The organism is Aeromonas sp. 3P (assembly GCF_051919745.1).
Taxonomy (GTDB): domain Bacteria; phylum Pseudomonadota; class Gammaproteobacteria; order Enterobacterales; family Aeromonadaceae; genus Aeromonas; species Aeromonas veronii.
This window is the reverse complement of sequence record NZ_JBQBED010000001.1, coordinates 3,254,231-3,267,611: the sequence shown is the minus strand read 5'-3', so window position 1 is coordinate 3,267,611 and position 13,381 is coordinate 3,254,231. Positions and strand designations below refer to the sequence as shown.

6 protein-coding genes and 1 pseudogene are annotated in these 13,381 nt (G+C 60.0%); 1 reads left to right on the top strand and 6 read right to left on the bottom strand.

The annotated features are described in order from the left end of the window. Positions 1-5 precede the first annotated feature (5 nt). The 4 genes and pseudogenes from ACTG19_RS15100 to ACTG19_RS15085 all read right to left on the bottom strand — a co-directional run bounded on the left by ACTG19_RS15100 (position 6) and on the right by ACTG19_RS15085 (position 8,530). A pseudogene (locus ACTG19_RS15100) lies at positions 6-1,399 on the bottom strand (D-arabinono-1,4-lactone oxidase). A 162-nt stretch (positions 1,400-1,561) separates the two neighbouring features. Next, the gene (locus ACTG19_RS15095; RefSeq protein WP_439989226.1) at positions 1,562-3,148 is read right to left on the bottom strand and encodes an EAL domain-containing protein; all 1,587 of its coding nucleotides are present in this window, start codon (positions 3,146-3,148) and stop codon (positions 1,562-1,564) included. 293 nt (positions 3,149-3,441) lie between these two features. Further along, a complete protein-coding gene (gene acnB, locus ACTG19_RS15090) occupies positions 3,442-6,039 on the bottom strand; it encodes a bifunctional aconitate hydratase 2/2-methylisocitrate dehydratase (RefSeq protein WP_439989225.1) in 2,598 nt (865 codons plus the stop codon). Positions 6,040-6,268: 229 nt separating this feature from the next. Next, positions 6,269-8,530 (bottom strand): patatin-like phospholipase family protein, encoded by a 2,262-nt coding sequence (locus ACTG19_RS15085; RefSeq protein ID WP_252656282.1) that lies wholly within the window; start codon positions 8,528-8,530, stop codon positions 6,269-6,271. A 234-nt stretch (positions 8,531-8,764) separates the two neighbouring features. Between ACTG19_RS15085 and ACTG19_RS15080 the strand changes: the two genes are divergently transcribed. Continuing rightward, a complete protein-coding gene (locus tag ACTG19_RS15080; RefSeq protein WP_252656283.1) occupies positions 8,765-10,675 on the top strand; it encodes a methyl-accepting chemotaxis protein in 1,911 nt (636 codons plus the stop codon). A gap of 84 nt (positions 10,676-10,759) precedes the next feature. Here the strand turns inward: ACTG19_RS15080 and ACTG19_RS15075 are convergent, their stop codons facing one another. Together ACTG19_RS15075 and lpdA are read right to left on the bottom strand one after the other, a co-directional pair. After that, positions 10,760-11,722, bottom strand: a complete 963-nt coding sequence (locus ACTG19_RS15075) for a sensor domain-containing diguanylate cyclase (protein ID WP_252656284.1) — start codon at positions 11,720-11,722, stop codon at positions 10,760-10,762. A 124-nt stretch (positions 11,723-11,846) separates the two neighbouring features. Next, positions 11,847-13,274 carry a dihydrolipoyl dehydrogenase gene (gene lpdA, locus ACTG19_RS15070; protein WP_005341659.1) on the bottom strand — a complete coding sequence of 476 codons (1,428 nt, stop codon included), beginning with the start codon at positions 13,272-13,274 and terminating at the stop codon, positions 11,847-11,849. Positions 13,275-13,381 lie beyond the last annotated feature (107 nt).

Here is a 13,381-nt window from a genome sequence, read left to right as displayed (position 1 = left end):
GATCCTTACCGGTTGGCAAACAGGTCGCTGAGCCAGCGGTTTTCAAAGCGGCCGTGGGGGTCGAGCTCGGCTTTCAACGCTACGAAGTCGTTCCAGCGCGGCAGCAGGGCCGGGAAGTCGTAGAGATCCATCGCCAGATGTTTGCCGAAATGGGGAATGCCGCCGAGCGGCACCAGCAGTTGCTGCAGCTCGCGCATCTGCTCCATGGAACCGTTGACGAAGGTGCCGTCCGCCGCCAGATAGACCAGAAAACCGATCCAGCAGACCGACTGGCCATAGGCGGCGCTGAGCCAGGCCTCGGAGGGGCCGGTGCAGCGCAGGATAAAGGGGTAGTGCAGCACGCCCGGGTTGGCCTGCTGCCACGCTTGCAGGGTCTCCAGCGCCTCGTTCATCCGATGCAGCGGCACCGCCACCTCGCAGTTGATCTGGGGTGCCGGGATCCCCTTGCAGAGGATCTGGTAGACGTTGCCCACCAGATCGGAGGCATCCTTGAAACGACGCACCGTCTCGAAGTGCTCGCCAGCCAGCGCCTCATCCTTGGTGTCCTTCGCCATCTTCTGCAAAGTGGCATCAATGGTGGCATTCATGCGGGCGTCGATATCGCCATCCAGCAGCAGCGGCTCGCTGCCACCGGCACGATAGCGGGCCACCTCCTCATCAGAAGCGGGATCCACCAGCCAGATGTGGCTCTCACCGGTCCAGGCAAACCACCAGCTCTTCACAAAGCCGTGCTCGCGGTTGAGCCGTTCGTTGTGCTCCAAGAGGAAGGGGTAATCGGTGGTGAACTTGGTGCAGCGCATAATGCGATTTGGCACGGTGCGCAGTGTGACGTCGAGCAGGATGCCGAGCATCCCCATCCCCATCACGAAGGCGCCGAAGCGCGGGTCGGTGCGATCCACCCGGATAATGTCGCCACTGGCCAGCATCACCGTCATCGCCTCCACCGCATCGCAGAGGGCGGACTGGTGCAGCCCCTGACCGTGGGTACCGGTGCTGGGGCGCCGCCCAGGGTCTGGATGCCGATAACCCCGGGGGATGCGGGCAGCATCCGTTCCATGGCGATCAGCTCGGCATAAACGGTATCGAGCAGCGTCCCCGCCTGATAGGTCACGGTATCGGCAGTTTTAGCCAACTGGCCGCGCAGGTGGTGCAAGTCCACCAGCAGCGCCTGACTGCCCTCGGCATAGACGCTGTGGATGGGTTCGAAAGAGAGGCCGGAGCCGATAAGGCGCAGCTTGCGCTCGGGGTGTTCCCGCAGCAGCATTTGCAACTCGTCGCGGGTTTTCGGGCGCCACACCTGATCCAGCGCCCCGAGGGGATTGGTTCTCGACCAGTTGAACAGCACCTCCCGATTACCGATCGCCTTGATGCTGTGAAATGCCTGGAACTGAACCGTCATACCGCGCCTCATCTTTTACTGACGTCAAAATGAGCGCCGATTCTACCGAAAAGCGAGCCACAAGGCATGGAAAACAAGCCCCTGCACTCGAGGGGGGATAGGGAGAGAGCACTTCCCTACCCTGCCAGAGGGGAACGTGGCCGCCCGTCTGTCACCGATAGATCAAGTGGCGTTCGGGATGCCTCGCACCCCATCTGGATGGCGGGTCTGAGCCTCTTCTGGCAGCAGCTCCTCGCAGAACTGGCGCAGCGGCATGGGGCGGGCAAACAGGTATCCCTGCAGATAGTCGACCCCTTTGGCCCTGAGGTAGTCAGCCTGACGCTCGCTCTCCACCCCTTCTGCCACCAGCGCCAGACCGAGCCGGGTCGCCAGATCGATCACGTTATCCACGATATGCTCCGAGAGGGACTCGGTACCGATGCGGGCGATAAAGGATTTGTCGATCTTGAGGTAATCCACATGGAACTGCTGCAGGTAAGCCAGGCTGGAGTGGCCGGTGCCAAAATCGTCGATGGCGAGTTTGACCCCCATCTCGTCCAGTTGGCGGAACAGGGAGAGGGTCTGGGGATCTGACATCAACAACTCCCGCTCGGTCAGCTCCAGCACCAGTACCACCTTGCCGGGGACGAAGTGACCGAGAAAGGCACGACACTCGGCCAGCAGGGCAAAATCGTGGCAATGGGCGGCGCTGATGTTGAAGCTGATATGAAACCCGTCGGGCAACTGCTCCTGAGAGCGGTTCAACCGTATCGCCACCTGCTTCATGATATGGGTGGTCATGGGGACGATCAGTCCCGACTCCTCCGCTTGCGGGATAAAGAGATCGGGCCGGATCACCCCTTCATTGACATGCTCCCAGCGCATCAGCACCTCGGCGCCCATCATCTTGCCGTCGTGGCTGGCAATCAGCGGCTGCAGATAGGGAACAAACTCCCTGGCCCGCAGGGCACGTCGCAACTCATCTGTTGGCGAGCCGGGACGCCCCAGCACCCACCACACCAGCCAGGCCAGCAAAAGCGAGGAAACCGCCAGCCACGACAGCGCCACATGCCGCGCGGCCCACAGCGACTTCCAGTAGACCGGCATGGCATAACCGGCATGGATGGTGAAAGGATAATGGGATGAGGTGAGGGCCTGGCTGATCCCGCGATGGAGGGTGGGCGCCTCGCTCAGATAGCGGCCAGACTCATTGAGCCAGGCCGACCCCACCTGCAGATAGAGCGCACTGGATTTTCCGCTCATGGAGAGCATGAAGCTGAGCTGGGTACTGTCGATGGCGCTCAAGGCGGCATCCTTGCCCTGCTCGGTGCGCACCACCAGCAGCGGGTGATTTTGCCGCACCCGGTTGCCACTCATCAGCAGCAGCTTGCGGCCGGTGTAGATGGAGCCGTCATCGGCATCATCGGCTTCACCAAACAGCGAAGTGCAATTGATGATGCCGTTTCGCACCAGATTGACCGAACGCAGGAAGGGCTCGATGGCGACCTTCTTGCGCAGCACCAGCAGGTTGTCGCGACAGGGAGCCTTCACCAAGGGCAGCACGGAGCGATTGGCCTGCTCCGCATGATCCAGCATCGACTCCATCAGGGTTCTGGCCTTGTGTGCCGAGGCGCTGGATTCCGCTTTCAGCTCCTGCACATAATTGCTGTGGATGAGCCAAGCTCCCACCAGCAGCGGCAGGGTAAAGACCAGCAAGGCACCGCCGAAGCGTAACCCGGTTCGGGAGAGATCGATCCTGAACAGAAACATAAAGAACCACGCCGCAATTCGTCAGACCTGCCAATGCAAGCACCCAGTGAACAGATATCCACTTTCCCTCGATAACGATGCCTCATCATTACCGCACATAACCGAACAACATAACCGAACAACATAACCCAAAGCGTTTATAAAACGAACCACGAAACAGGTGGTTGGATCTCTCTAGCAAGGATCGTGCAAACAATCCTCAAAAAAGACGGTGAATAACACACAAATAAATAATGCCGCGTAAATACGCGGCATTATTGGCTTCTTATCGCGCAAATCGCGCAAGAACTCCGTTAAACGGCTTGCTGCAGGATCACCGCATCGGCCTTCTTGGTGTAGGAGGCGATCTCGTTGAAGTTGAGGTAGCGGTAAGTATCTGCCGCAGTGGCATCCAGCGCCTTGGCGTACTGCAGGTACTCCGCCACGGTCGGGATCTTGCCGAGGATGGCGGCAACGGCGGCCAGCTCTGCTGAGGCCAGATAGACGTTGGCACCTTTACCCAGACGGTTCGGGAAGTTACGGGTGGAGGTGGAAACCACCGAGGCCCCTTCCGCTACCCGCGCCTGGTTGCCCATGCACAGGGAACAACCCGGGATCTCGATGCGGGCACCTACGCGACCAAAGATGCCGTAGTAGCCTTCTTCGGTCAGCTGATCCTTGTCCATCTTGGTGGGCGGCGCAATCCACATGCGGGTCGGCAGCTCGCCCTGATACTTCTCGAGCAGTTTGCCGGCGGCACGGAAGTGACCGATGTTGGTCATGCAGGAACCGATGAACACCTCGTCGATCTTGTCGCCAGCCACGTCGCTCAGCAGACGGGCGTCGTCCGGATCGTTCGGCGCACAGAGGATCGGCTCCTTGATGGTGGCCAGATCGATCTCGATGATTTCGGCGTACTCGGCATCCTTGTCCGCTTCCATCAGGGTCGGGTTGGCCAGCCACTCTTCCATCCCCTTGATACGACGGGTGATGGTGCGTACGTCACCGTAGCCTTCGGAGAGCATCCATTTCAGCATCACGATGTTGGACTTCAGATACTCGATGATCGGCTCTTTATCCAGCTTGATGGTGCAACCGGCAGCGGAACGCTCGGCGCTGGCATCAGCCAGTTCGAACGCCTGCTCCACCTTCAGGGTCGGCAGACCTTCGATCTCGAGGATGCGGCCGGAGAAGATGTTCTTCTTGCCCGCTTTCTCGACGGTCAGCAGCCCTTTCTGGATGGCGGCGTAGGGAATTGCATGAACCAGATCACGCAGGGTGATGCCCGGTTGCAGCTCGCCCTTGAAGCGCACCAGCACGGATTCCGGCATGTCCAGTGGCATCACGCCGGTAGCGGCGGCGAAAGCCACCAGACCGGAGCCCGCCGGGAAGGAGATGCCGATGGGGAAACGGGTGTGGGAGTCACCACCGGTACCGACGGTATCCGGCAGCAGCATGCGGTTCAGCCAGGAGTGGATGACGCCGTCACCCGGACGCAAGCTCACACCGCCGCGGTTCATGATGAAGTCCGGCAGGGTGTGGTGGGTCTGTACATCGATGGGCTTCGGATAGGCGGCAGTGTGGCAGAAGGACTGCATGGTCAGATCGGCGGAGAAGCCGAGGCAGGCCAGATCTTTGAGCTCATCGCGGGTCATCGGGCCCGTGGTGTCCTGGGAGCCGACCGTGGTCATCTTGGGTTCGCAGTAAGTCCCCGGGCGAATGCCCTTCACGCCGCACGCCTTGCCTACCATCTTCTGGGCCAGGGTGAAGCCTTTGCCGGTATCGGCCACCGGCTGCGGGCGACGGAACACGGTGGAGAACGGCAGACCCAGCGCTTCACGGGCCTTGTCAGTCAGGCCGCGGCCGATAATCAGCGGGATACGGCCACCGGCGCGTACTTCGTCGATCAGCACGTCGGTTTTCAGTTCAAACTGCGCTAGCACCTGTTCGGTGCCGTGTTTGCAGATCTTGCCGGCATAGGGGTAGATGTCGATCACATCGCCCATTTCCAGCTTGGAGACGTCCACTTCGATAGGCAGAGCACCGGCATCTTCCATGGTGTTGAAGAAGATCGGGGCAATCTTGCCACCCAGACAGACACCGCCAGCGCGCTTGTTCGGCACGAACGGAATGTCGTCGCCCATAAACCAGAGCACCGAGTTGGTGGCGGATTTACGGGAAGAACCGGTACCGACCACGTCACCCACGTAGGCCAGCGGGAAGCCCTTCTCTTTCAGGGCATCGATGGTCTTGATGGGGCCGACGGCGCCATCCTTGTCCGGGGTAATGCCGGGACGGACGTTTTTCAGCATCGCCAGGGCGTGCAGCGGAATGTCCGGGCGGGACCAGGCGTCCGGCGCCGGAGAAAGGTCGTCGGTGTTGGTTTCGCCGGTCACCTTGAACACGGTGACGGTGATCTTCTCGGCCAGCTCCGGGCGGGAGAGGAACCACTCGGCATCAGCCCAGGACTGCATCACCTGTTTGGCGTGGACATTGCCCGCCTTGGCCTTCTCTTCCACGTCATGGAAGGAGTCGAACATCAGCAGGGTGTGAGAGAGCCCCTTGGCGGCAAGCGGCGCCAGAGTGGCGTGATCCAGCAGGTCGATCAGCGGCTGAATGTTGTAACCACCCTGCATGGTGCCCAGCAGCTCGACAGCTTCGGCGGCAGTCAGGATGGGAGAGTGGGCTTCGCCCTTGGCGACGGCGGTGAGGAAACCGGCTTTGACATAGGCCGCTTCATCAACACCGGGGGGAATACGGGAGGACAACAGCTCTTTCAGAAAGTCTTCTTCGCCAGCGGGCGGGTTCTTGAGCAGCTCAACCAGGGCGACGACCTGCTCTGCATCCAGAGGTTTGGCAACCACGCCCTCGGCGGCACGTTCTGCGACGTGTTTACGGTATGTTTCAAGCACGACTAATTCCTCTTTGGTCTTTTTTTGGGGTTCGCCCACGCTCGCGGCGATCGTCCTTGCGGGACACCCCGTAGGGTGCTCCCCACTATATAAGTTTTAACGACTAATTAAAATCCAAACCCTGTTTACTTATTCACCACAAAATCGTAACCAATTAAACAGACTGGTATTTTTTGAAAATTAATTGAACGCCCTCAACCATAGTTAACAAATTGGCATCATTTCAGCATTATTCGAACGTACTGCCCAATTGCAGATAGAAGACGTCATTGCCCCCCTCCGCCATGCCGTAGCCGAGGAACACAGGGCCGAGGAAGCTCTCCACCCCGACATAAACCGAACCGGCGGTAAACGAGCTCTCCAGACTGATATCCTCCCCCTTGTTCCAGACCCCGCCCTGCTCCAGAGATCCACCCAGATAGAGCGGCATCTTGAGGGCACCGAAGTCATTGTCTGCCACCCGATAGATGTAGCGCAGGCCACCAAACAGGCTGTAGCGACCGCTCAGCTGGTAGCGCAGGAAACCGGAGAGGCGGAACAACCCGCCCAGATCCTGAATATGCAGCGGCACCACCTCTTCACTGCCCGAGCCACCCCCTTCGAGGATCAGGTTGAGGCTGTGCCTGTCCCATGACCAGGGCTTGATCATCGAGAGCTGATAATTCCAGCCTTCACTGCGGCCATCTGCTGACTCGAGTCCATCCACACTGACGTGTGAGTGGCCCAGTTTCATGTCCCATTTCATCCCCTGATAGGGGAAATAGCGGCTATCCAGATTGTCGTGTTCAAAGCGGACATAGGGGCCCCACGCCGTGGCATCCATCTCCAACCCCTTGAAGTTCTTCACATCAATCGTGCCCAGTTGTCCCTCCAGTCCCATCGACAACCGGCTCCAGGGCTGGCGGTTCCAGCCCACCGCCAGATCACCGCTGAAGAAGGAGTATTCGGAATCGAGATAGCTTATCGAAACCATCTCGGGATCCGGATTGGGGAAAAACAGGCGGCGCAGAGTCTGGTCATAGGCCAGACTCGCCTCACCATAGAAGGTCTGGGAGGGTTCGAGCGGGGTATAGAAGTCGGTCTTGATATGTTTGGCCGTACCCAGCGACGCCTCGGTCAGCCACTCCGCCCCCCACTCGTTGACGTTGGTGAGGGTATAGGACATGCCGACGTTGTAGTTGGAGGTGTTCTCGAAGTCATCGGTGAAACCGAACTGGAAGTTGAGGTAGCCCGGCCCCCAGTTCTTCTCGCTGGCGTCCACCAGCAGCACATTCTCCCCGTCACGCTCCTCCACCTCGTAGGTGATGCGATCGAACGACTCAAGGGCATAGAGGCGGCGAATGCCCGCTTCCAGACTCTCGTTGGTCTGTACCTTGTCCGGCCGTACTTTCAGCATGGCGCGCACCGTCTCGTCGGAGAGGCGCGACTTGTTGATAATCTCCACCTTGTCGATGAAGTAGGCGGGCTGACCGCTACGCTCGGCACGGCGGCTCAGCTTCTGGTTGCGATAGGCGTTGTACTGCGCCTTGGTGAGCGACAGTTTATCGAGTTGCAGCGACACCTTGTCAGCCGCCGTCTCACCGATCTTGATCCCCTCCGGCATCCGGGCAAAGTCTGCGATCCCCATATCGCCAAACTCGGGGGCGATCAGTATATCCCTGGGCCCCATCAGCGCCTTCTGCTTGTCGGTGCCCACCTGGGTCATGTAGGTGGTGAGCTGGTCAATCATGGCCAACCCTGACTTGAGGGACTCCCGGGTACGAAGCTTGGCACCGATATCCACCGCGATCACCACATCGGCCCCCATCGCCTTGGCGACATCCACCGGCATGTTGTTGACGCTGCCGCCGTCCGCCAGGATGTGCCCCTCCCACTCCACCGGCTTGAGGGCGCCGGGAATGGACATTGAGGCCTGCATCGCCTTGGCCAGGCTGCCGTGATCCAGCACAAAGGGGGTGACCGTCTCCATGTCGGTCGCCATGGCGCGGTAGGGAATGGGGAGATCATCGAAGCTCTCCTGCACCGGCAGGTTGGAGGTGGCCCCCCGCAGCAGGCTGGCCATGGATTGGCCCTGGAAGAAACCGTCCGGCAACTGGGTGGTGTCACCATTCACCCCTATGTCGGTGCGCAGCTGATACTGTTCGTTCTGCTGCTTTTTACGCAACGACAGCTCGTCGCGGCCAACCTTGTCCTGATACCCCTTGTTCCAGTCGATGGCCAAAGTGGTGCGTTCCACCTCCTCGGCACTGAGCCCCATGGCATACATCCCCGCCACATAAGAGCCCATGCTGGTGCCGACTATGATGTCGACCGGAATCCGTTTCTGCTCCAGCACCTTGAGGATGCCGATATGGGCCGACCCCTTGGCGCCACCGCCGCTGAGCACCACCGCAATTTTCGGGCGATCCCCCTGTGCCGCCACAGCCAGCAGCGGCATCGCCGCCAGCATCACCAAAAGCAGACGGGTCCATCCCGCACCTAAGCTGCGCATCATATTTTCCATATTATTCAGAGGGTCAGTCACCAAGGATGGCCTCTACTATAAGGGGCCCGGCAGTTAGCGCAACCGTCAATCCGCATCCCGCCTGTGCAGCATGCCGAAGGGGCGAGTCGCCGCCCCTGTGAGCGCAAACGTAATCCGCAAATAAAGGGCTGCAAGCCTCATGGGTAGCGCTGCGCTGCCGCTAATATGAGCGTCGTCAATCTCAACCTTTTGAGCACCTTTATGCTGGCAACCCTCACTCTTAAACAGAAAATACTGGCCACGGTCACCCTGGCCGTGGTCGTCTCCTGCCTGCTGGTAGGCTACTTCAGCCAACGCTCGGCCCAGCAACTGATCGAAAACCGGATGTTCGAGCAGGAGCTCCCCAACCTGACTCAGCGGATCAGCAAGGAGATTGAACAGGATCTCCACGGCATCGCCCAGGCCGCCCGCCAACTGGCCACCGACCGCTTCATCCTCGACTGGGTGGATCGGGGCATGCCCAAAGAGCAGGAGCCAATCCTCATCAACCAGCTCAAGGATGTGGCCAACCAGTATGGTCTGGTGACCGCCTCCTTCGCCGATCGCCAGAGTGCCGCCTACTACAACCAGGATGGCTTTCTGCGCAACCTGACCCCAGCGCAGGACGCCTGGTTCTATGACTACACCAAGAGCCAGAAGGAGATGACCCTCAGCATCTTCCGCGAGAGCAACGGCGAGGTGAAGCTGTTCGTCAACTTCCAGCAGCTCAACGGGCGCGGGCTGGCCGGCTTTGCCAAATCCCTCGACACCATGGTGACCATGGTCTCCAACTTCCGGCTGGAAGAGAGCGGCATCGTCTTTATGGTCGATGGCAGCGGCAAGGTGAAGCTGCACCCCGAGGCCAACCGCATCGAGCGTGACACTCTTGGCAACATTGCCAGCGGAGATACCGGCAGCCTGCTGGCCAAACGTCCCTTTGCCGTCATCAACGCCGAAGTCAATGGCGAGCCCATGGTACTGGCCAGCAGCTATATCCCGCTGCTCGACTGGTATCTGGTGGCCCAGGTGCCAGAAGCCGAGATCTATGCCGAGCTGGATCAGACCCGCAACGAGATCCTGATGATCTCGCTGGTGATTGCGCTGGCCATGGGGCTGATGGGGATGCTGCTGGCAGGCTCGGTCAGCCGCCCGCTCAACGAGCTGGCCCGCCTGTTCAAAGAGCTGGGCAGCGGCGATGGGGATCTCACCCAGCGCCTCAAGGTGGAAGGGCGTGACGAGCTGAGTCAGGTCGCCACCGGCTTCAACAACTTCGTCGCCAAGATCCACGGCTCCATAGAGCAGGTGGCAGAGAACTCCCGCCAGCTCGCGGCCACCGCCAACGAGGTGGCCAACAAGGCGCAGCTGACCCAGCACAACTGTACTGCCCAGCGTGACCGTACCGTACAGGTGGCTACCGCCATTCACGAGATGGGTGCCACGGTGAGCGAGATCGCCGGTAACGCCTCTCTGGCAGCCGAAGTCGCCAGACAGGCCAACGATCAGGCCGATGCGGGTGCGGTAGTGGTGGCGCAGGCGCGCCACGGCATCGTCGACCTCTCCGGCGAAATTGAGCAGGTGGCCGGGGTCATCGAGTCGCTGGCGAGCCAGACCGACTCCATCGGCAGTATCCTTGAAACCATCCGCAGCATCTCGGAGCAGACCAACCTGCTGGCATTGAACGCTGCTATCGAGGCCGCTCGCGCCGGTGAACAGGGTCGCGGTTTCGCCGTGGTGGCAGATGAAGTGCGCAATCTGGCCAACCGCTCCGCCGCCTCGACCGCCGAGATCCAGGGGATGATCAACCGCTTGCAGGAGCAGAGTGCCCGCGCCGTCAGCGCCATGGCACAGGGGCGCAACCAGAGTCTGGAGGTGGTGAGCCAGGCCGATGAGGCCAACGCAGCCCTCGGCCAGATCACCGCCCACATCACCCAGATCAACGACATGAATATCCAGGTCGCCACCGCCACCGAGGAGCAGTCCAGTGTGGTCGGTGAGATCAACCGCAACGTGGAAGATATCAACCAGCTCACCATGGAGACCGCCGATATCGCCCACCAGCTGACCGAATCGAGCCGCAGCCTGCAGCAGCTCTCCGGTCAGCTGGACAAGCTGGTTGGCAACTTCCGACTCTGACCCAGGCCTTGACCTAAGCCATCAACAACAGAGAGCGCCGTGGCGCTCTCTGTTGTTTTGGTGGCGGCTAATCCGGCATAGCTGTCAGCCCTTGCCATCCCGTTTGCGCTGATACATCAGCTCATCCGCGCGGGTGAGCAGCTCGGCCAGGGAGACACAGCCGTGCCCGTCATAGCAGACAATCCCGGTGCTGCAGGTCAGCGCATAGCCGCAACCACTGTGCTGATTGTGCTCGGCCAAGATGGCATTGAAACGCTCATAGGCCAGTTGCGCCTGCACCTCCATCACATTGGGCAACAGGACGGCAAACTCATCGCCGCCCATGCGGGCAAACACGTCGGCACCACGAAAAGCCTGCTTTAGCAGAGTGGCAAAGGCGATCAGAGCCCGATCCCCTTCTGCATGCCCCCACCGATCATTGATCCCCTTGAAGCCATTGAGATCCAGATAGAGCAGCGCCAGCGGCATCTGCAAGCGACTGGCAAGCGAGAGGCTCTTCTCCGCCAGCATCACGAACCCACGCCGATTGGAGATCAGGGTCAACTCATCAATGGTGGCCAGCTGCACTGCTTCGAGCTCCCGCACCACCATCGCCGCCAGATCCTTGAGCAGCCCCACATCCTCCTCACTCAATTCCCGCGGCACCGTATCGATGATGCAGAGTGTCCCAAGTTTGCAGCCGTTGGCGATCCGCAGTGGCTGTCCGGCATAGAAGCGGATGCCGGGCCCGCCCACCACCAGCGGATTGTCGGCAAAGCGGGGATCCTGCGAAGCATCCGGCACGATAAAGGTCTCATTGCCCATGATGGCGTGGCCACAGAACGAGATGTCCCGCGCGGTCTCACGGACCTCCAGACCGATACAGGATTTGAACCACTGGCGATCTTCATCCACCAGACTCACCAGCGCGATGGGGACATTGAACACCCGTCGGGCCATGCGGGTCAGCCGGTCAAACCGCTCCTCGGCCTCGGAATCCAGCAAAGAGAGCCGCCGCAGGGTCTCCAACCGCAATGCCTCATCGGGTGGAATGGGTGCTTCTAGCATCGTGCCTCTCTCATCAGTGCCAAAACCTATCTTTAGCATATTGGGCTTTGTCGAAGTCGGGGCAGCAAGGAGAAAACAAAAAGCCGCTCATTCGAGCGGCTTTTTAGACAAGCGGGGAAGAAAATTACTTTTTCTTCTTGGCCTTGGCGTTCGGCAGGTCGGTGATGGAGCCTTCGAACACTTCGGCAGCCAGACCCACGGACTCGTGCAGAGTCGGGTGAGCGTGGATGGTCAGCGCGATATCTTCGGCGTCCGCACCCATTTCGATGGCCAGACCGATTTCACCCAGCAGTTCACCACCGTTGGTACCCACGATGGCACCACCGATGACGCGGCCGCTCTCCTTGTCGAAGATCAGCTTGGTCATACCGTCGGAGCAGTCGGACGCGATGGCGCGACCGGAAGCAGCCCACGGGAAGGTGGCGACTTCGAAGTTCAGGCCCTGTTGCTTGGCTTCCTTCTCGGTCAGACCAACCCATGCCATCTCTGGCTCGGTATAGGCGATGGACGGGATCACTTTCGGGTCGAAGTAGTGCTTCTTGCCAGCGATCACTTCAGCGGCAACGTGACCTTCGTGAACACCTTTGTGCGCCAGCATCGGCTGACCCACGATGTCACCAATGGCGTGGATGTGCGCCACGTTGGTACGCAGCTGCTTGTCCACCTCGATGAAACCACGCTCGGTCACGGCAACGCCTGCCTTCTCGGCATCCAGCATCTTGCCGTTCGGCACACGACCTACGGCAACCAGCACGTTGTCGTAACGAACCGGCTCGGCCGGAGCGTGCTTGCCTTCGTAGGAGACGTACAGGCCGTCTTCGCGCGCTTCAACTGCGGTGACCTTGGTCTCCAGCATGATGTTGAATTTCTTGGCAACGCGCTTGGTGTAGATCTTGACGATGTCTTTGTCGGCAGCCGGAACCAGCTGGTCGGCAAATTCCACCACGTCGATCTCGGAACCCAGAGAGGAGTAAACGGTACCCATCTCCAGACCGATGATGCCGCCACCGATAACCAGCAGTTTGCCGGGAACGGTTTTCAGCTCCAACGCATCGGTAGAGTCCCATACGCGGGGGTCATCGTGGGGGATGAACGGCAGCTTCACCGGACGGGAACCGGCCGCGATGATGGCGTTGTCGAAGGTCACGGTAGTCTTGCCGTCTTCCCCGGTCACTTCGAGCGTGTTCGGGCCGGTAAATTTACCCAAGCCGTTAACAACCTGAACTTTACGCATCTTGGCCATGCCAGCCAGACCGCCGGTCAGCTGGTTGATAACCTTCTCTTTCCACAGACGGATCTTGTCGATGTCGGTCTGCGGTGCACCGAAGACGATGCCGTGCTCGGCCAGCGCCTTGGCTTCTTCAATCACTTTGGCAACGTGCAGCAGCGCCTTGGAGGGGATGCAGCCCACGTTCAGGCAGACGCCACCCAGGGTGGAGTAACGCTCGACGATAATAGTATCCAGACCCAGATCGGCTGCACGGAAAGCAGCGGAATAACCGGCAGGGCCAGCACCCAGTACTACGACCTGGGTTTTGATTTCTTTACTCATCATGACCTCTTTGTCGTTCTTATATCCCCGGACAGCGCAGTCTTATACCGAAACGGGTGGCTGCAGCCGTGAAAAAAACGGGGCAAGTTTACGATCATGTTAATGAA

Bases quoted from the DNA above. Each gene is read 5' to 3' on its own strand.
- ACTG19_RS15095 (WP_439989226.1), bottom strand. From the start codon at position 3,148: ATGTTTCTGTTCAGGATCGATCTCTCCCGAACCGGGTTACGCTTCGGC.
- ACTG19_RS15085 (WP_252656282.1), bottom strand. From the start codon at position 8,530: ATGCGCAGCTTAGGTGCGGGATGGACCCGTCTGCTTTTGGTGATGCTG.
- ACTG19_RS15080 (WP_252656283.1), top strand. From the start codon at position 8,765: ATGCTGGCAACCCTCACTCTTAAACAGAAAATACTGGCCACGGTCACC.
- ACTG19_RS15075 (WP_252656284.1), bottom strand. From the start codon at position 11,722: ATGCTAGAAGCACCCATTCCACCCGATGAGGCATTGCGGTTGGAGACC.
- lpdA (WP_005341659.1), bottom strand. From the start codon at position 13,274: ATGAGTAAAGAAATCAAAACCCAGGTCGTAGTACTGGGTGCTGGCCCT.